The sequence below is a fragment of the Angelakisella massiliensis genome (assembly GCF_900104675.1).
GTDB classification, from domain to species: Bacteria; Bacillota; Clostridia; order Oscillospirales; family Ruminococcaceae; genus Angelakisella; species Angelakisella massiliensis.
On record NZ_LT629945.1, the window covers coordinates 2314113 to 2332795 of the forward strand.

An 18683-nucleotide genomic window follows, 5' to 3' on the forward strand; every position below is an offset into this window, starting at 1 on the left:
GTCAGGATTCGGTGGTCTTGGGCACCACCACACAGCCTGCGGCTGTTTCCGGAGCGTTTGCCAGGATCACATCCCGGCGCAGGGAGGGCTTGATTTCATCCTTCCGCAGCTCCATGCGGTTGGCGCGGTCCACCGGCAGCACCCGGCTTTCCATTTCCGGCAGCCGCTCCACCATGGCGATGATGTCCCCCATCTGCCGCTGGAACATTTCCACCTTTTCATCCTCAATGCGAAGTCTTGCCAGCTTCGCCACATGTTTGATATCGATCTCCAACATTCTATCCCCTTTCAGCCATGGCTAAAAATTCGCTTTCACTGATCACCGGAATCCCCAACTGGTTGGCTTTGGTCAGCTTGCTGCCCGCTTCCTCACCCGCCAGTACATAGGTGGTCTTTTTGGAAACGGAGGAGGAGGTTTTCCCGCCGTTTCGCCCAATGATGGCGGTAGCCTCGCTCCTGGTGAGGGTGGGCAGGGTCCCGGTGAGAACAAAGGTCATTCCCTCAAAACGGTTTCCTCCTTCTCCCTGAAGAGAAGAGGTATTGACACCCAGCTCCTCCAGCTGACGGCAGAGGTCCTGGTTGTTTTCATTGGAAAAATACTCCGCTACACTGCGGGCCATAATGGCGCCGAAGCCATCAATGGAGCTGATCTCCTCCTCGGAGGCTGCCCGGATGGCATCCAGGGTACGGAAGCGGTTTGCCAGCAGCTTGGCCGCCTTCTCCCCGATATTGTGGATACCCAGGCCGAACAGCAGCTGCCACAGATCGTTCTCCTTGGATTTTTCGATGGCCGCCGTCAGCTTTTCCGCTTTCTTTCTGGCGAAGCCCTCATATTCCATCAGGTCCTCCGGACGCAGCCGGTACAGGTCCGCCACCGATTTGGCCAGCCCTTCCCGGTACAGCAGCGAACAGACGGAAACACCCATGCCGTCGATGTCCATGGCGCCCCGGGAACAGAAGTGAATCAGGCTGCGGACCACCTGGGCGGGACAGCTGGAATTGGGACAGCGGATCACCGCCTGGTCAGGATCCCGCACCAGCTGGGCCCCGCAGGAAGGACAGTGCTCCGGCAGCTGATAGGCGGATTTTTCCGGGTCATGCCAGGCCACCGACACCACCTCGGGGATGATATCCCCCGCCTTGCGGATGATGATCCGGTCTCCAATGGCCAGATTCTTTTCATTGATGAAATCCTGGTTATGAAGCACTGCCCGGCTGACAGTGGTGCCCGCCAGAAGGATGGGCTCAAACACCGCTGTGGGGGTCACCGCGCCGGTACGCCCCACCTGAACCTGAATATCGGTTAACAGCGTCTCCTTTTCCTCCGGGGGATACTTATAGGCTACCGCCCACTTGGGATACTTTGCCGTGGCCCCCAGCCGCTCCCGGTGGTCGAAGCGGTCCACCTTGATGACCGCCCCGTCGATGTTGAAGGAATAATCCCCCCGGCGCTTACCGATCTGCTCTACCTCCCGGATAGCGTCCTCAATATCGGCGCAGCGGAGATAGGAGGGAGAAACGGGAAAACCCTGGCTTTTCAGGTAATCTAAGGACTGGCTGTGGCTCTCCAGGGTCTTGCCCTCGATCTGCTGGAGATTAAAAACAAAAACGTCCAGTCCCCGTCCGGCGGTCACCCTGGGGTCCTTCTGCCGCAGAGAACCGGCGGCGGCGTTCCGGGGATTTTTGGCCGGCTTTTCGTCATTGAGTTCCTGCTGCTCCACCAGACGCTCAAAGCTGGAAATGGGCATATACACCTCGCCCCGGGCTTCCAGCCGGGGAAGCTTGTCCGGCAAGGTCTGTGGAATGGAACGGATGGTGCGGATATTCCCCGTCACATCCTCCCCTACAAAACCGTTGCCCCGGGTGGAGCCGATGGTCAGAAGGCCATCCACATAATCCAGGGAAACGGACAGGCCGTCGATCTTGGGCTCCACCACATAAGTGGCCTCAGGAACCGCTTCTTTCACCCTGCGGTCAAATTCCCGCAGCTCCTCAAAGGAAAACACATCCTGGAGGGAGCCCATCTGCACCCGATGCTCCACCTCGGCAAAGGTATTGAGGGCCACGCCCCCCACCTTGACTGTGGGAGAATCGGGGGAAGCGTATTCCGGATGAGCCTGCTCCAGGTCCATCAGCTGATGGAGCAGTTTGTCATATTCAAAGTCGGAAATCTCAGGATCGTCCAGATTATAATACCGGTTGGCGTGGTAGCTGACCAGCTCCCGCAGCTGTCGGATCTGTTTTTCCACGGATTCACTCATCATCTCACCCCATTTTTGGGTTTAGTATGCCCCAGAGGAACACTTTTCCCTGGAACAAGCTCAAAGTATGCGGCAGCGGGAAACGGGATGGGAGACTTTTTCCCCATAATCTTTCCTCCTGCATCCCCTTTTCCAAACACCCAATGTCTGCCGCCGCATATCGCTCCGGCTATTATATCATATCCACTGGTAAAATTCAAACAAAACCGCTGTTTCTGCCTCACTGTCCCAGTTCCATACGCTGCTCGGCGGCGTCGTAATCCTGTATCAGCCCCACCAAGGGATCTGTGCCATCCCCCACCATGGTGTAGGCATCCGGCACCAGCCCCACAATGACCGTCTCTCCCAACACCACATCGGTCTCCACATCGCTGGAAACCGCATACCCCGGCAGCACCGCGCTGATGGTCAGGCGCACATGGAGGAGGATCTGATGCCGGGTCTGATTGATGCCGGCTGCCTCAAAGTGATTGCGGATACTGGTCTCGATAAATCCCGCCGGAATCAACCGGAATTCCAGCTCCGGGCCTCTACCGGAAAAAAGCTGGCCTCCAATAATGCTGCCCAGCGGCACCAGTACCGACTGGGTACGGAACTCCATCACCCTGTCAATGATCTCCCGGGTAAGGGTAGCCTGAAGGCGATTCATCTCCACCACATTGGTCTGCAAAGCGGCCACATTGCCCTGATCGTTGTATTCCAGCGTCACCAGCTCTCCATAGGAATTGCCCTCCTCGGCCAGTTCATCATAAACCGCGTCATTAATGGCCTGGACGGCGAACACCCGCGCTTCATGAGAAGCCAGCAGTTCAATGGTGGGGCGGATACTGGAATCCAGCAGCATCACCGCCGCCAGAAGTCCAAAGGCCGCCATAAAACATTTTATTTTCCGGGTCATTTTCCATTTTTTCCGCCATCCCCTCATCCAAAACGCCCCTTTTTTCGGAATAGTACAGTATATTCCCCAGCTGGCTTTTGTTGAATGGAAGGCGTTTTTTTCCTTCCGGCATAAGATAGAGCAGCGCATCCTGCGCGGGAAAGGAGTTTTTTCAATGGATCTGAGCCGTTACCAGGCGGAGGGACCTTATCCGGAAATGGAAAACCGTTGCCCCAATCCCAAAGCTCTGACCATGCTCTACCCCCTGTATGCCGGCGCGGCCAGTGAGCTGAGCGCCATTCATCAGTACACCTATCAGCGTTTGCTCTGCTGTCCGGATGAGGTGACAGAGACACTGGGAGGAATCGCCGCGGTGGAGATGCACCACCTGATGATGCTGGGACGTCTTATCCGCAGCTTCGGCGGGGACCCCCGTTTCTGTCAACCCAGCCGCCGCCGGTGGTGGGACGGTGGGATGGTCTGCTACGAAAACCGCCTCTGCAAACTGCTGCTCAAGGATCTGAGCGACGAACATAACGCTGTCACCGCCTATCTTTACACCGCCCAGCGGATCGGTCATCCCTGTGCCGCCGCGCTGCTGCGCCGCATTGCCAAGGATGAAGAGCACCATATCATTCTGCTGACCAAGCTGATCAACCAGTTCTGCCGCAAAGGCTGACCCCTGCCCCATGGGCAAAGCCATGGGATTCCCCTTTCAGCGATCATGGCAGCGGCGCCGGAGAGAAGACTTCCCCTCTCTCCGGCGCCGTGCTTTTGTTATGAAGGCAACACCGCACAATTGACGGCGAACGCCTCAGGCGACGTGTCACCCCAAAATTTTCCGTGATATTTCCCCAAATCCTTACCAATCCATCAAGAATCCTTTGTACTTTCCGGTTCATTTCACAAAAAATTTTCAGGTGCACCCCACCACCTGGAATCTTGCGATATTGCCTTAAATCAGCTCGGGTACACTTAACTCGCCCCGCAAGTCTTTTTCCATGGCAGCCTTGATCTGGGCTTCCTCATATTCCTGACTGAACAGATAATAGAGTTTGGCTACAGCCGCTTCCACTGTCATATCATATCCGCATACCGCGCCGCCCTTCTTCAGTTCAGCGCTGGCCTCATAGGCGCCGATATGAGCGGAGCCCCGAAGGCATTGGGTACACACCACCACAATGGTACCGTTTTGCTTTGCTTTATCCAGCAGTTCAAGGAGACCGTTGCCCTCACTGGGAATATTTCCGGCTCCGAATGCCTCCAATACAATTCCCTTCACGCCTGATGTGACAAGATTCTCAAAAACCTCGAAGCGGATTCCCGGAAAGACCTTCAGCACAGCGATCTGAACCGGCTGGAATAGATGGACCCGCAGCTCGGTCCCCCTTGGGCGAATATTCTGGGGGCTGAGGGTGATCCGCACCCCCGCTTTGGCCAGTGCCGGATAGTTGGGGGAATCAAAGGCGATCAGCTCATCGGCGCTGAGCTTAGTGGCCCGGTTGCCCCGAAGAAGGCGGCCGCTGAAATAAAGACATACCTCCGGTACCTGCCCCTGGGCGGCGATCATCACAGCGGTGGTAAGATTGTCCCGGGCATCACTGCGCAGCTCACAGAAAGGGATCTGGGAACCGGTGAGGACCACCGGTTTTTCCAGCCCCTCCAGCATAAAGGAAATGGCCGATGCCGTATAAGCCATGGTATCGGTGCCATGAAGCACCACAAAGCCATCGTAATCAAAATACCGCTCCCGGATGGCGGCGCCGATCTGATTCCATTCCCGCACCGACATATTGGAGGAATCCAGCAGCGGATCAAACTCCACCAAATCATATTCCGGCATATCCGGAGAAGAAAATTCCGGCATCCTTGCCATTTGGCTTGCCAGATAATCCTTTCGGGGAACATAACCCTGCTCGCTGGGCACCATACCGATGGTGCCGCCGGTATAGATGATGCACACTCTTTTTTTCATCCCAAACCCTCCCCGGTTACAAATTACCGCAATGATGCAAAAAAAGCGCTGATCGTTCCCAATCAGCGCTTTGTTGGAGCGGGTTACGAGGCTCGAACTCGCTACCTCCACCTTGGCAAGGTGGCGCTCTACCAGATGAGCTAAACCCGCGAAATGGTGGCCCCGGTCGGAATCGAACCAACGACACGCGGATTTTCAGTCCGCTGCTCTACCAACTGAGCTACAGGGCCAAAAATAAAGACCGGAACAAAGACCGGCTCTTTATTGGAGCGGGTTACGAGGCTCGAACTCGCTACCTCCACCTTGGCAAGGTGGCGCTCTACCAGATGAGCTAAACCCGCAAAAAATGGTGGCCCCGGTCGGAATCGAACCAACGACACGCGGATTTTCAGTCCGCTGCTCTACCAACTGAGCTACAGGGCCAAAAAATTGGCGACCCGGATGGGGTTCGAACCCACGACCTCTAGCGTGACAGGCTAGCGTTCTAACCAACTGAACTACCGGGCCATATGGTGGGAACAACAGGGCTCGAACCTGTGACCCTCTGCTTGTAAGGCAGATGCTCTCCCAGCTGAGCTATGCTCCCATTCATAATAAAATCGTCCGAAGCGTTAACCGCCCCGCGGCGACGAATGTTATTATACTATAGCTTGTCCCATGTGTCAACACTTTTTACAACTTTTCCCGAAAAAATTACCATGATCATCGATGAAGCGGCGGTGGAACACTATTTTGGCGGATGATAGCCTGATTCTGTCATACCGCGAGAAAAGGAGTGTGAAACCATGAACGAGAACCATATGCTGGAAGAAATCCATCAAAACGCGGAAATGGCCCTCTATTCCCTGGACACTCTGCTGCCCAAGGTAGCGGACGGAGAAATTCACGGGGAATTGACCCAATACAAAACCACCCTGGAGGACATTGCCGGGCGGGCCGAACAGATGCTCCGCAAGCGGGGCCTGGAGCCGGAGGAAACCGGCGCTGTCAGCAAGATGGGCGTCTGGAGCGGTATCCAGTGGAACACCATGAAGGACGCTTCCCCCTCCCATATTGCCGAGATGGTCATTCAGGGAGACACCATGGGAATCACTTCACTGACCCGGGAACTGAACAACAATCCTCTGGCCAGCAGCGAAGTGACCGCCTTGGGACAGGAGCTGATCCGCTCCGAGCAGCGAAATATTGAATCACTGAAAAAATATCTGTAACCCACCTGCCCGAGCCCAATCCGATCCCGCAACGCGTATCGTCAAACCTCCCAACCCTGATCCTTCCTGAAGAGGGCTGAAAAACAGGACAAAAAATACAAGCTTTCTCCCAGACAATCAGAACAAACTGTGTGGCGTCTCAGAGACGCTTCCTTCAGGTGCAGGCATAGTCCAGCAGTCCCCGGACTGTCTGTTCCCCGATTCCTTCCAGACGTTCCAATTCCCACAGATCTTCGTAGGGGCCGTCCAGAAGCCGGCGCTCCACAATACGCTGGGCAAGGGTGGGGCCGATTCCCGGCAATTGGCACAGCTCTTCCACGGAAGCGGTGTTGATGTTGACAGCCCCTTCCTCCAGAAAAGCTGTCACTGTGATTTCATCGCTGTAAACCGGCGTGCCCACTGTACTCTCCCCCTGACGGTACTCACGCAGTGAAACAAGGGCGGGAGTGGTAAGAACGGCACAGGCAATCACAGCTGCCGAAAAAAGCAAGTAGGCCGCTGTACCAAAACCTTTTTTCATCCTACTCTCTCCCCTTTCCTTTTCAAAGCCCGACAGTGTGGCAGGAGGACTTCCCGGCATTTTCCCTCTGCTCAGGCCAGAAGAATCCAGACTTGTGCCCGTTTCGGCCCAAAGCCGGCGGTTACACTTATTTTGTCAGAAACCTGGCCGCGCACCTGAGGAAATCGCTCATTCGCCTGGAAGCACATCTCAACTTTCCCAACACACTCAGCGGAGCAGAAGGACTTTCCTGCCCTCCTGCTCCGCTTTTTACGTTTTATTTATTTTTTCAGTGTCAAAGCCCGCTTGGTCTCCGCCACGATGTTGGAAGCGCACAGACCAAACTCCTCCAGCAGCTCAGCGCCCTTACCGGAATGACCAAACTGGTCCTTGATGCCGATGCGCACCACAGGAACAGGGCAGGTCTCGGAAATGGCATCCAGAACAGCACTGCCCAGGCCGCCGATGATGGAATGCTCCTCAGCGGTGACCAGGACGCCGGTCTCCCGGGCGGCCTTCTGAATCAGCTCCTCGTCCAGAGGCTTGATGGTATGGATGTTGATGACCCGGGCGGAAATACCCTCAGCTGCCAGCTGTTCCGCTGCTTTCACAGCCTCCCACACCAGCAGGCCGGTGGCCACGATGGTCACATCGGAGCCATCCCGCAGAGTAACGCCTTTGCCCCAGTGGAACTCATAGGTGTCGGGATCATTGAACACCGGCACACCCAGACGGCCAAAGCGGAGATAAACCGGACCTACATACTCAGCGGCAGCCTTGACAGCGGCTCTGGCCTCCACATCATCAGCGGGGTTGATCACCGTCATGCCGGGGATCGCCCGCATCAGGGCGATGTCCTCGTTGCACTGATGGGTAGCGCCGTCCTCACCCACCGATACACCGGCATGGGTAGCGCCGATCTTGACATTCAGGTGGGGATAGCCGATGGAGTTGCGCACCATCTCAAAGGCTCTTCCCGCCGCGAACATGGCAAAGGTGCTGACAAAGGGCACATAACCGCAGGTGGACATACCGGCGGCGGTGACCATCATATTTCCCTCGGCAATACCGCAGTCAAAGAAGCGCTCGGGGCAGGCCTTTTTGAACAGGTCGGTCTTGGTGGCCTTCGCCAGGTCCGCGTCGAAAACCACGATCTTGTCATTGGTCTGAGCCAGTTCCACCAGAGCCTCGCCGTAGCTTTCTCTGGTAGTTTTTTTCTTCATATCCGCCATCTTACCGCACCTCCGCATCGATCTTGTCCAGGTCTTTGACCGCTACCTCATACTGCTCGGCATTGGGAGCCGCGCCGTGCCAGGAAGCCTGATTCTCCATAAAGGAGATGCCTTTACCTTTGACGGTCTTGAAGATGATGGCCACAGGCTTGCCCTGGACCTTCTTCGCTTTGTCGAAAGCGGCCTCAATCTCATCAAAGTCGTGTCCGTTAGCGTTGATGGTCTCAAAGCCGAAGGCGGCAAACTTCTCATCAATGGGATAGGGAGAACAAACATCGGCAATATCGCCGTCAATCTGCAGGCCGTTGTTGTCGATGATGTAGCAGAGATTATCCAGCTTGTGCTGGGCGGCGAACATCGCGGATTCCCAAACCTGGCCTTCCTGAATCTCACCGTCTCCCAGGATGGTGTAAACCCGATAATTCTTACCGGCCAGCTTGCCTGCCAGCGCCATACCCACAGCAGCAGAAACGCCCTGTCCCAGAGAACCAGCGGTGAAATCCACACCGGGGCACTTGTTCAGATCGGGATGTCCCTGAAGGCGGGAACCCACACGGCGGAAGGTTTTCAGCTCCTCCACCGGAAAATAGCCCCGCAGTGCCAGCGCCGCGTACAGTGCCGGGCAGACATGGCCCTTGGAGAGCACCAGACGGTCCCGGTCCTCCCAGCGGGGGTTCTCAGGATCGATTCTCAGCTCCTGGAAATACAGATAGGTCATCACATCGGCAATGGACAGCGATCCGCCGGGATGGCCGGATTGGGCGGCGTAAACCGCTTCCACAGCCCCTCTGCGGACCTTATTGGCCGTTTGCTGGAGTGTTTTTTTCTGTTCATCCTTCATGTTTGTTCCTCCTTTTGATTGGGGCGCGACGTGCGCGATGAACCAATTATCCCTGCTGCCGCAGCTTCTCCAGTAATCGCTGGAAATATTCCGGCAGCGCAGAATCAAAAAACAACCGCTCCCCTGTGCGGGGATGGGTAAAACCGATGGTCTTTGCGTGGAGGCATTGTCCCTGGGTATCTTTGATGGGCGTCTTTTTTGGCCCATACAGCGGGTCTCCCGCCACCGGATGGCCCAAATAGGACAGATGGACCCGGATCTGATGGGTGCGTCCTGTTTCCAGACGGCACCGCACATGGGAGAAGGCCCGGAATTCCTCCAGCACCTCCACATGGGTGACAGCCGCACGGCCTCCCCGATCTGTAACACACATCTTTTTCCGGTCCACAGGACTGCGCCCGATGGGAGCATCCACCGTAAAAGCAGCCTCTTTGAAGCGCCCATGAACGATGGCGGCATATTCCCGGGTAAAACTGTGGACCTTGATCTGTTCCGACAGAGACTGGTGGGCCAGATCATTTTTGGCGACGATAAGAAGCCCGCTGGTATCCTTGTCGATGCGGTGGACGATGCCCGGGCGGATCACCCCGCCAATGCCGGACAAACTCTCTCCGCAATGGGCAAGGAGGGCGTTGACCAGGGTTCCGGTATAATTTCCCGGTGCGGGATGGACCACCATCCCCTTGGGCTTGTTGACCACCAGCAGGTCATTGTCCTCGTAGACGATCTCCAGAGGAATGTCCTCCGCCTCCACCTCCAGGGGCTCCGGGTCCGGCACCTCCACCGTCACCTGATCCCCCGCCCGCACCTGAGCGCTTTTGGAAGCGGGAGCGCCGTTGAGCAGAACCTGTCCGGCGGCGCAAAGGTTCTGTACCGCGGAACGGGACAGCTCCGGCAGCAGCGCTGAAACCGCCTTGTCAATACGGAAGCCCTCCTGCTCCTGGGTCACTTCCAGCAACTGAGAGGTCATGGCTCCTGTTCCTCCGTCTCAGCCTGCTCCGACTGAGCCTCCTCTTCTGCTTCGGTCTGCCGGGGCTGCTCTTCCACCGAAGCGCTCTCCTGTCCCTCTGTCTGGGAGGGCAGCTCCCCTGCCTGATGGACAGCGGCAGCCTTTTTCCCCTGCCGTCCGTCGATAAACAGCAGATAGAAGGCCAGCAGCACGGTGCCGCAAACCACACAGCAATCCGCGAAATTAAAAATGGGGAAATTGATCGGCTCAAAATAGATGTAATCGATGACGTAGCCCAACCGCACCCGGTCCACCAGGTTCCCGGCTCCTCCGGCAATGATCAGCCCCAGAGAAGTCAGCAGCAGAGGCCCCCGTACTTTCCGCAGCAGGATGGCCCCGGCCAGCACAAGGAGCACCACTGCCGTTACCGCCACCAGAAAGAAGCGTTTCTGCTGCAAAATCCCGAAGGCGGCGCCGAAGTTCTCATGATAATGGAGGCTGAGAACATCGGGAATCAGATCAATGGAACCCACCGGTTTCAGGGAGGTGGCAGCCCAATTCTTGATCAGAGCGTCCACACCCACCAGAAGAGCGGATAAAATCAGCGTTACGATTCCTGACATAGAAAAACTCCTGACGGCCAGCCGGAAAAAGGAAGTGCGGTCCGGCTGCAACCGGCCGCACTCCGGCCCTTTCGGGCTCGCCTGTTTTAATTATTTCAGCACGGCGGCGCAGCGGCTGCACAGGGTAGGATGCTCGGGGTCCTGACCCACTGTTTCGCTGTACATCCAGCAGCGCTCACACTTCTGGCCCTCCGCCTGGAGAACATCCACAGACAGGCCGGCCACATCACCATGGAAGCTGCCTTCCCCGCCGGAGACGATCTCCACAGCGGAGACGATAAAGGCGGCGGGAAGCTCGCCCTCCACCGACTTGGCGAAGGTGTAGGTGTCCTCATCGCAGTGGAGCACCACCTTGGCCTCCAGGGACTTGCCGATGGCCTTATTGGTACGGGCAATCTCCAGAGCCTTGTTGACATCGTCACGGATGGTATGGATCCGCTCCCACTTGGCCAGGAACTCCTCGGTCACCAGGTTCTCGGTGGGCAGAGGCATATCGTTGAGCATGACGGAATCCTTGTTGTTCTCCTTGCTGTCCGGCAGGCAGTCCCAGATCTCCTCACTGGTGAAGGTGAGGATAGGCGCCAGCAGCAGCGTCAGAGAACGCAGGATGGTGTAAATGGCAGTCTGAGCGGAACGGCGTTTGAGACCGTCGCTCTTTTCGGTATACAGACGGTCCTTCAGCACATCCAGATAGAAGCTGGACATATCCGCCGCGCAGAAGTTATGGATGGCGTGATAGACCAGATGGAAGTCGAAGGCGTCATAAGCGTTTCTGGCATCGGCAATGAGCTTTTCAGTCATGGCCACCGCCCACTGGTCGATCTCCATCATCTCATCGAAGGGCACGCTGTCGGTATCGGGATGGAAGTCGCTGATATTGCCCAGGATGTAACGGGCGGTGTTGCGGATCTTCCGATAGCCCTCGGAAAGCTGCTTGAGGTACTCAAAGGAAATGCGGACATCGGAGTGATAATCGGAGGACGCCACCCACAGACGGAGGATATCGGCGCCATACTGGTTGATGATCTTCTCCGGGGCGGTACCGTTGGCCAAAGACTTGGACATCTTCCGGCCTTCGCCATCCACCACCCAGCCGCAGGAGCAGCAGGTCTTGTAGGGAGCGGAGCCTCTGGTGGCCACAGCGGTCAGCAGAGAGGACTGGAACCAGCCGCGATACTGGTCAGCGCCCTCGATATACAGGTCACAGGGCCAATGGAGACCGTTTTCCTCGGTGAGCACCGCCGCGTGGCTGGAGCCGGAATCGAACCAGACGTCCATGATGTCCTTCTCCTTGCGGAAATGGGTACCGCCGCATTTGGTGCACTTGGTGCCGGCGGGAAGGATCTCAGCGGCCTCATGGAGGTACCAGCCATCGGAGCCCTCCTTGCGGAACAGGTCGGCCACCGCCTGAATACTCTCCTTGGTGATGTAGGGCTCACCGCAGTCCTCACAGTAGAAGATGGGGATGGGCACGCCCCAGGTACGCTGACGGGAAATGCACCAGTCGCTGCGGTCATTGACCATGTTGCGGATGCGGCCCTCGCCCCAGGCGGGAATCCACTCCACATCCTCAATGGCCTTGAGAGCCTGGTCCTTGAAGCCGTCGATGGAGCAGAACCACTGCTCAGTGGCCCGGAACAGCACCGGCTCCTTGCAGCGCCAGCAATGGGGATACTGGTGCTCGATGTGCTCGGAGGCCAGCAGGCTGTTCGAAGCGATCAGGTCCTCCTTGATGGCCTTGTTGGCCTCGGTGGTGGTCAGGCCCTCGAACTTGCCCGCCTCGGCGGTCATGCGGCCCACGCTGTTGACAGGCACCACAATACCAATATCAGGATAGTTCTGGCAAACCTCAAAGTCCTCCACACCGAAGCCGGGAGCGGTATGGACGCAGCCGGTACCGCTGTCCAGTGTGACGTGGTCGCCCACGATGATGGGAGATACCCGGTCCATAAAGGGATGGGTGTAGGTCATGTACTCCAACTCGGCACCGGTGATGAGGCCCAGGATCTCATACTCGGAGATACCGGCAGCCTTCATGGTGTTGTCCGCCAGCTCCCGGGCCACTACATAATATTCACCGTTCGCCTTGACCACACAGTAGTCATAGGAGGGACCCACACAAATGGCCAGGTTGCCGGGGAGGGTCCAGGTGGTGGTGGTCCAGATGACGAAATAGGTCTTGTCCAGCTCTGCACCCAGGGCTGCCAGCTTGCCCTTGTCGTCAGCTACCTTGAACTTCACATAAACGGTATCGCAGGGATCCTCGGCGTACTCAATTTCCGCCTCAGCCAGAGCGGTCTGGCACTCGGGGCACCAGTAAACCGGCTTGAGGCCCTTGTAGATATAGCCCTTGCTGGCCATCTCGCCGAAAATCTCAATCTGCTTGGCCTCAAACTCGGGGCGGAGAGTCAGGTAAGGATGATCGAAATCACCCAGAACGCCCAGGCGCTCAAACTGCTCCCGCTGGACCCCTACATAATGCAGGGCGAACTCCTTGCAGATTTTCCGCAGCTCCACGGGGCTGATGCCGCTGTCCACACCGGCCTTTTTCCGGGCCTTCAGCTCAATGGGCAGGCCGTGGGTATCCCAGCCGGGGATATAAGGGGCCTTGTAGCCGGTCATATTCTTATGGCGGACAATGATATCCTTCAGCACCTTGTTGAGGGCTGTACCCAGATGGATATCGCCGTTGGCATAGGGAGGGCCATCATGGAGGATGTAGAGGGGCTTGCCCTCGTTGCGCTCCATCATCTTATGGTAAAGGTCCTGCTCCTGCCAGTGCTTGAGCGTCACAGGTTCCTTCTGGGGAAGACCCGCCCTCATGGGAAAATCTGTCACAGGCAGGTTTAAGGTGGCATTGTAGTCCTGAGCCTTCATTGTTTTTATCTCTCCTAAAAAATGATCTGAGACGGCGCCGTTGGAAGGATCCCCTCCGGCGTGTCCCGATAAAAAGGACATTTTCGGCACACCGAAACCCTTCGGCGTCCTTTTGGGGAATATTTTCCACTCCCCTGCCGGCCCTGGTTCCGGAAGAATCCGGGGCAGGCCCCGCAGCCTGTCCCAAAGGACGGACCGGGGTATCAAAATCAGGTATAGATCCTGATTTTTTCACATCGTCAAATCTTTAAAAGCTTGTCTGAGGCTGGAAAAATCTCCGATTTCTCAGTCATCCTGCAAATCAAAGGAGTCACCGAATTTCAGCACCCCATACTTGGAGCTGACAACACGCTTTTTCCTGGTAGGAATCTGGAAATCCTCCTCTTCCTCATCGTCCTCATCTTCATATTCCGCCTCATGACGAGGGACACGGGGCCGGCGCTCCTGCTGGAACTCTTCCTCGTCCTCCTCTTCCTCTTCTTCCGGCTGCTGAGGCGCGGGCTGAGGGGCAGGACGGGATTCAGCGGCTTTTCTTACAATCGCTTCCTCCGGAATCTCCTCTTCCTGCTCAGGCTCGGCTTGTTCTTCCTCTTCCGCCTCCTGAGCCTGGGCCTTGGCTTTGGAAGCGGCGGCCTGCTCGGCGGCGGCCTTCCGCTCCTGCTGCTTCTTGGCGGTGGCGTCGTCTACAGGGATATATTTGATCTGATCCAGATGTGCCTTGTATACCCGGATGAGGCCCTCTTTAAAGTCCGCTGCCGCCAGCTTGACCCGCTCCAGCTCCTCTTTTTCATGCTCCAGCTGGATGTGGGCGTCCTCAATGATATGGCCCGCCTTGGTGGTGGCGTCCCGGATAATGATCTCCGCCTTGTTCTTGGAGTCCTTGAGGATGCTGTCCCCCAGCTTCTGGGCGCCGATGAGGGCGGAACGGAGACTGTCCTCCTCCTCCCGATACTTTTCCAGACTGGTGGCCAGCACTGTCATCTTTTCCTGAAGGACCTCGTTTTCCTCCTGAAGCTCCTTGATCAGGCGTAGCGCTTTTGTTACAAATTCATCCACATCCTCGGTCTTGTAACCAAAGGCCACCGCTTTATTAAAGGATACGTCGAAGAAGCTCTCCGGAATTTCCATACCCAAAACCCCCTACTGATACTTTCTGAAGATAACCTTCCATTTATTTTTCTTACTCAGTCCCGTCTCGCCGTCATAGATAAATTTCCCGGTTCCCCGAATGGAGATCTTGCTGCCGGGAACAATGGGATGATCACACCGCAGCTCCGGCTGGCCGTCCACCGACACCAGGCCGCCGCGCACCAGCTCCGCGGCCCGGCTACGGGAAGTATTGGCCAAAAAAGCGGTAACGCAGTCCATCCGAAGGGAAGAAAGTGTGCCGGACAGCTCCTGAAAACTGCACTGGAACGTTACTTCCGCCGGAGAGATCTCCTTACAGCTGACGGCAGCGCCGCCCACCCGGGTCAGTTCCCGCAGAATGACCGGCTCCACGGTGTCGGTAACAAACACCACCGCCCGCTCCGGTTCCACCAGGATGTCTCCTATGGTTTCCCGCTTCAGGGCAAGGCCCATCAGCGAACCCAATATATCTCTGTGGGTCACCTTTTCGCCCCGGTGCCAGCGCAGCTCCACACAGCGGATGGGATAAGCCTCCTCCGGCAGTTCCGCCTCCAGGGACATCCCCACCATAGTCCGCTCCGCATCCTCATATCCGCCAAAAAAGCGGACGGACAGGCCGGAATACCGCAGCCCGTCCTCCGCTAAGCGGCGCTGTGAATCATCCAGAAAACCCAGAAAGCAGCGGATCGACCGCTCTCTGGCCCGTCTGGCCTGATCCTCCACCCGGGCAAGAAAAAGCTCCCGTTCCTGCTTAATAGTAAACGCCATTGCCGCCGGAAGTGTCGCCCTCCTCTGAGGTGGAGTCTCCCATTACGCCCACAGTGCTGGGGGTAATGACAAAGGTGGTGTTGGAGGCCTTTTTGATGGTACCGCCGTCGGCGTAGGCCACACCGCTGAGAAAATCAATGAGTCTGCGGCGGATATCCTGGGCCAGCGAATCGGTATTGACCACCACAGTACGTTTGGCCTGCAGATGGTCCGCGATGGTGCTGGCATCCTCAAACCGCTCCGGCTTGACCAGCACTACCTGAAGCTGGCCGTCGTCATGGATCCTTGCCACTTTGCCCGACTCCTCTCTGCTGGAACTGAAGGGATTGCCGATGGAGGCGTACGGGTCCGATCCTCCAACAGAATCCAGTCCGCCCGCATCGCTTCCATAACTATAGGAAACAGGCTCCTCCTCGCTGTCCATTTCATCCTGCATCGTATCTTCATCATCTTCCAGATCTTCATCCGGGGGGATCATTCCCATGAATTTCCTGAAGCCTTCGAATGCCATACCCGTTTTCCTCCCGATCACGCTCCAAAGCGTTTAATTCTGATAATTCCGTTTGCCGAACAGCGCGGTTCCCACCCGCACCAGGTTGGAACCGTGGCGAATTGCCAGCCCGTAATCGGCAGACATTCCCATTGATAAATATTCCATGTTACCATTATCTATTTTTTTGTGCTTTGTGTCAACAAACAATTTATACATTTGGTCAAAATATCGCCGGGTTTCTTCCTCTTTTTCGCACACCGGAGGGATGCACATCAGCCCCCGGACCCGCACCCCCGGCAAAAGAGCCGTCTGCTCCAGCAGTCTCTCCAACTCCCCCGGCAGGACGCCTCCCTTGGACGCTTCCCCGCCGATGTTCACTTCCAGAAAGATATCCATCGCCTGCCCTGCTGCCAGTGCCCGCTTGCTGATCTCCTGGGCCAGGTGCAGGGAATCCACCGATTCAATACAGCTGACCTTCCCAATGATCTGCCGGACCTTGTTGGTCTGAAGGGTGCCGATAAAATGGATATTGGGAGCCTTGAAGGCATAATCCTCATATTTTTCCGTCAGCTCCTGGGCGCGGTTTTCTCCAAAAAGGGTGATCCCCGCCTCCCAGGCATAGTTGACCACCGCGGCAGGTACCGTTTTGGTCACGGCCATCAGATGTATCTCCTCCGGCCTGCGTCCGGCAGCCAGGGCCGACTGCTCAACGGTTTGACGAATCTCACAGACACGGCGCTCAATATCTTCCCTGCTCCAATGGTTTTCCATCATAAAGGTCATTCCCTTCCACAATGATGACATCAAAGATATTCAGATAGATGTCGCTGGAATAATCCAGCTTGCTCAAATAAAAATCTTTGCCTGTATACACAATATCCACCTGTTTGAACTTGACTGCGGAATTTCCCTTGACGAAAACGCCTTTCTTGCCATCCTGTATCCGCAGGGCCTGGCGGCTGAAACGCACTCCCTCATAATCGGAAAAGCCCAGTTTTACTGAAGCGGTACGGCGGGAAACCGTATCCCCATTGACATCGGTGCTTCCAATGACCAGCACTGCCTGGTTTTTTTCCTTCTCCTCCTTGACCTGCTCCACCCAGCCGCTCACAGGGTCTTCTGTGCTGCCTACAAAGGTGATGGTCAGGTCCGCTCCCTCCTGAAACATTTCCGCGTCCTCCAGCGGAATAACGGTCACATAATACCACTGATAGCTGTTGACGCACTTGCCAAAGGCCTGGGTATCATACGGATACTCCTGCTCCAGCATCTGCTGAACAGTATCTCCGTCCAGCGTTTCCAGCAGCTGGGGAGAAAACTCTTCCTCACAATGGTCCACAAAGCGGGAAAAATAACCGATCCGGTTGCAGTAAATCGGCGTCCCCTCCTCTACCGCAGGCATTTGCTGCGTCAGGGTGCGGATCCGGCCATCCAGGTCTCCCTCTTCACCGGTGATCAGCTGACGCCGTCCCGCCGCCTCCAGCAGATCCAGACGGCTTCCCTCCATATCGGTCACTGTGCCCAGAGAACCGTCCGCTGTCAGCTGGCGAAGGGTCACCGACACATCGTTATTGAGCAGCGACAGCTCCGCCAGTTCATCAGGGTTGGTGCTCTGCTTGATCCCTTGTAAGGTTTGGAGCTCCCTTTGAAGGGCGTCCCGTTCCTCGGCGGCCTGGGCGGCCTCCTGGGAACTGTAAACAGTGGCGATGGGGGTATCGGGAATGAATTTGTGCCCCTCTTCCAGCGTATAACGAACCACACCGTTTGTCTGCTGATCAATGACCGTTTCATCCCGCAGCAGGATCCCATGGGTATTGTAGGAACGGGCCACCTCAAAGCGATAGGCGTTTTCTGTTCTGTAGCTGGTATAAATGTAGCGGAATGCCTGATAACCGGTATAAGAGAGCAAAAACAGGGCGATCATCACGGTCATAAATTTACTCAGCGCATTGTTCATTCCCTATCTTCGCCTCCCGTCACACCATCCTCCACCGCCAGCTCCAGAGCCCTGGCCAGAATATGTTCAAAATCTCCCAAAACATCGGTTTCCAGCCAATGAATCCGCTGGTCCCGGCGGAACCAGGTCAGCTGCCGTTTGGCATATCGACGGCTCTCCTGCCGTACCCGCTCCAGGGCGGCCTCCAGAGACTCCTCCCCTGCAAAATAACCTTTCAGTTCCTTATAGCCGATGGCCTGGGCGGCGGTGGCTGACAAACCCTCCGCCAGCACCTGCCTTGCTTCCTCCAGCAGCCCCTGGCGGACCATCTCATCCACCCGGCGGTCGATGCGGTCATACAGCTTCTGTCGGTCCCGGCAGCACAGCCCGATCATAGACAGCCGGTAAGGAGACGGCACCAACCGGGAGCGTCTGCGCTGCTCTGTCATGGTGATGCCAGTGGTGTGGTACACCTCCAGTGCCCGGATCACCCGCCCCAGATTGTTGGGATGAATGGCCGCCGCGCTCTCCGGGTCCAACTGCTGCAGCTGGCTGTAAACCGCCAACACACCCTGCTCTTCAGCCAGCTTTCTCAAGCTCTCCCGATATGCCTCATCGGAAGGAGCCTCGGAAAAGGTGATGTTATCCGCGACGGTGTTGACATAGAGCCCTGTGCCTCCCACCATGATAGGCAGATGACCCCGGGCTGCCACCTGGGCGATACAATCCCGGGCCTGCTGGGCATATTCAGCCACGGAAAAACTCTGATCCGGCTCCAGAAAGTCCATTAAATGATGAGGGACCCCCTCCATCTCCTCCGCCGTGGGCTTGGCGGTGGCAATGTTCATCCGCCTGTACATCTGCATGGAGTCGGCGGAAATGACCTCCCCGGAAAGAGCCTTGGCCATGGCCACCCCCAGCCTGGTCTTGCCTGACGCTGTAGGGCCCACAATAATCAGTAAGGGCTGTTTTTTCTCTTGTGCCATCGCCATCCTCCTTTCACCGGCGCTTTG

The 18683-nt window shown here is 56.7% G+C and carries 18 protein-coding genes and 6 tRNA genes; 2 read left to right on the top strand and 22 right to left on the bottom strand.

The window, feature by feature from the left end; genetic code table 11:
- Position 1: 1 nt before the first annotated feature.
- The 3 genes from gatC to yunB form a co-directional block, all read right to left on the bottom strand.
- Complete coding sequence (gatC, locus tag BQ5383_RS16455) at positions 2-277, bottom strand: Asp-tRNA(Asn)/Glu-tRNA(Gln) amidotransferase subunit GatC (protein WP_071433797.1); 276 nt, start codon at positions 275-277, stop codon at positions 2-4.
- Between the two features lies 1 nt (position 278).
- Positions 279-2249, bottom strand: coding sequence for an NAD-dependent DNA ligase LigA (ligA, locus tag BQ5383_RS16460; RefSeq protein WP_338061424.1), 1971 nt, complete (start codon positions 2247-2249; stop codon positions 279-281).
- A 232-nt stretch (positions 2250-2481) separates the two neighbouring features.
- On the bottom strand, positions 2482-3159 hold the full coding sequence (gene yunB / locus BQ5383_RS16470; protein ID WP_172724652.1) for a sporulation protein YunB: 678 nt from the start codon (positions 3157-3159) through the stop codon (positions 2482-2484).
- 154 nt (positions 3160-3313) lie between these two features.
- Between yunB and BQ5383_RS16475 the strand changes: the two genes are divergently transcribed.
- Positions 3314-3817 carry a ferritin-like domain-containing protein gene (locus BQ5383_RS16475; protein WP_071433805.1) on the top strand — a complete coding sequence of 168 codons (504 nt, stop codon included), beginning with the start codon at positions 3314-3316 and terminating at the stop codon, positions 3815-3817.
- 276 nt (positions 3818-4093) lie between these two features.
- Here the strand turns inward: BQ5383_RS16475 and ansA are convergent, their stop codons facing one another.
- The 7 genes from ansA to BQ5383_RS16510 all read right to left on the bottom strand — a co-directional run bounded on the left by ansA (position 4094) and on the right by BQ5383_RS16510 (position 5699).
- Positions 4094-5113, bottom strand: a complete 1020-nt coding sequence (ansA, locus tag BQ5383_RS16480; RefSeq protein ID WP_071433807.1) for an asparaginase — start codon at positions 5111-5113, stop codon at positions 4094-4096.
- Positions 5114-5187: 74 nt separating this feature from the next.
- A tRNA-Gly gene (locus tag BQ5383_RS16485) sits at positions 5188-5263 on the bottom strand.
- 4 nt (positions 5264-5267) lie between these two features.
- A tRNA-Phe gene (locus tag BQ5383_RS16490) sits at positions 5268-5343 on the bottom strand.
- Between the two features lie 35 nt (positions 5344-5378).
- Positions 5379-5454, bottom strand: a tRNA-Gly gene (locus tag BQ5383_RS16495).
- Between the two features lie 6 nt (positions 5455-5460).
- Positions 5461-5536, bottom strand: a tRNA-Phe gene (locus BQ5383_RS16500).
- Between the two features lie 7 nt (positions 5537-5543).
- A tRNA-Asp gene (locus BQ5383_RS16505) sits at positions 5544-5620 on the bottom strand.
- A 3-nt stretch (positions 5621-5623) separates the two neighbouring features.
- Positions 5624-5699 (bottom strand) — tRNA-Val (locus BQ5383_RS16510).
- A gap of 199 nt (positions 5700-5898) precedes the next feature.
- Here BQ5383_RS16510 and BQ5383_RS16515 point away from each other — a divergent pair.
- Positions 5899-6324, top strand: coding sequence for a hypothetical protein (locus BQ5383_RS16515; RefSeq protein ID WP_071433809.1), 426 nt, complete (start codon positions 5899-5901; stop codon positions 6322-6324).
- A 154-nt stretch (positions 6325-6478) separates the two neighbouring features.
- Here BQ5383_RS16515 and BQ5383_RS16520 read toward each other — a convergent pair whose 3' ends face one another.
- The 12 genes from BQ5383_RS16520 to miaA form a co-directional block, all read right to left on the bottom strand.
- A complete protein-coding gene (locus tag BQ5383_RS16520; RefSeq protein ID WP_071433811.1) occupies positions 6479-6844 on the bottom strand; it encodes a ComEA family DNA-binding protein in 366 nt (121 codons plus the stop codon).
- Positions 6845-7104: 260 nt separating this feature from the next.
- The gene (locus BQ5383_RS16525; protein WP_207646820.1) at positions 7105-8055 is read right to left on the bottom strand and encodes a transketolase family protein; all 951 of its coding nucleotides are present in this window, start codon (positions 8053-8055) and stop codon (positions 7105-7107) included.
- A gap of 1 nt (position 8056) precedes the next feature.
- Positions 8057-8896 carry a transketolase gene (locus tag BQ5383_RS16530; protein ID WP_071433813.1) on the bottom strand — a complete coding sequence of 280 codons (840 nt, stop codon included), beginning with the start codon at positions 8894-8896 and terminating at the stop codon, positions 8057-8059.
- A 46-nt stretch (positions 8897-8942) separates the two neighbouring features.
- Complete coding sequence (locus tag BQ5383_RS16535) at positions 8943-9866, bottom strand: RluA family pseudouridine synthase (RefSeq protein ID WP_071433815.1); 924 nt, start codon at positions 9864-9866, stop codon at positions 8943-8945.
- Positions 9863-10468 (bottom strand): signal peptidase II, encoded by a 606-nt coding sequence (gene lspA / locus BQ5383_RS16540; protein ID WP_071433817.1) that lies wholly within the window; start codon positions 10466-10468, stop codon positions 9863-9865. Before lspA ends, BQ5383_RS16535 begins: the two co-directional genes overlap by 4 nt.
- Before the next feature lie 90 nt (positions 10469-10558).
- A complete protein-coding gene (ileS, locus tag BQ5383_RS16545) occupies positions 10559-13345 on the bottom strand; it encodes an isoleucine--tRNA ligase (RefSeq protein WP_071433819.1) in 2787 nt (928 codons plus the stop codon).
- A gap of 285 nt (positions 13346-13630) precedes the next feature.
- On the bottom strand, positions 13631-14473 hold the full coding sequence (locus BQ5383_RS16550; RefSeq protein ID WP_071433821.1) for a DivIVA domain-containing protein: 843 nt from the start codon (positions 14471-14473) through the stop codon (positions 13631-13633).
- A 12-nt stretch (positions 14474-14485) separates the two neighbouring features.
- A complete protein-coding gene (locus BQ5383_RS16555) occupies positions 14486-15241 on the bottom strand; it encodes a YlmH/Sll1252 family protein (protein WP_071433823.1) in 756 nt (251 codons plus the stop codon).
- Positions 15225-15752 carry a cell division protein SepF gene (locus BQ5383_RS16560; protein WP_235822003.1) on the bottom strand — a complete coding sequence of 176 codons (528 nt, stop codon included), beginning with the start codon at positions 15750-15752 and terminating at the stop codon, positions 15225-15227. Before BQ5383_RS16560 ends, BQ5383_RS16555 begins: the two co-directional genes overlap by 17 nt.
- A 33-nt stretch (positions 15753-15785) precedes the next feature.
- The gene (locus BQ5383_RS16565; RefSeq protein ID WP_071433825.1) at positions 15786-16508 is read right to left on the bottom strand and encodes a YggS family pyridoxal phosphate-dependent enzyme; all 723 of its coding nucleotides are present in this window, start codon (positions 16506-16508) and stop codon (positions 15786-15788) included.
- Complete coding sequence (locus BQ5383_RS16570; RefSeq protein ID WP_071433826.1) at positions 16474-17691, bottom strand: biotin/lipoyl attachment domain-containing protein; 1218 nt, start codon at positions 17689-17691, stop codon at positions 16474-16476. Before BQ5383_RS16570 ends, BQ5383_RS16565 begins: the two co-directional genes overlap by 35 nt.
- A complete protein-coding gene (miaA, locus tag BQ5383_RS16575) occupies positions 17688-18656 on the bottom strand; it encodes a tRNA (adenosine(37)-N6)-dimethylallyltransferase MiaA (RefSeq protein WP_071433828.1) in 969 nt (322 codons plus the stop codon). The genes BQ5383_RS16570 and miaA overlap by 4 nt, the downstream gene beginning before the upstream one ends.
- Between the last annotated feature and the right edge of the window lie 27 nt (positions 18657-18683).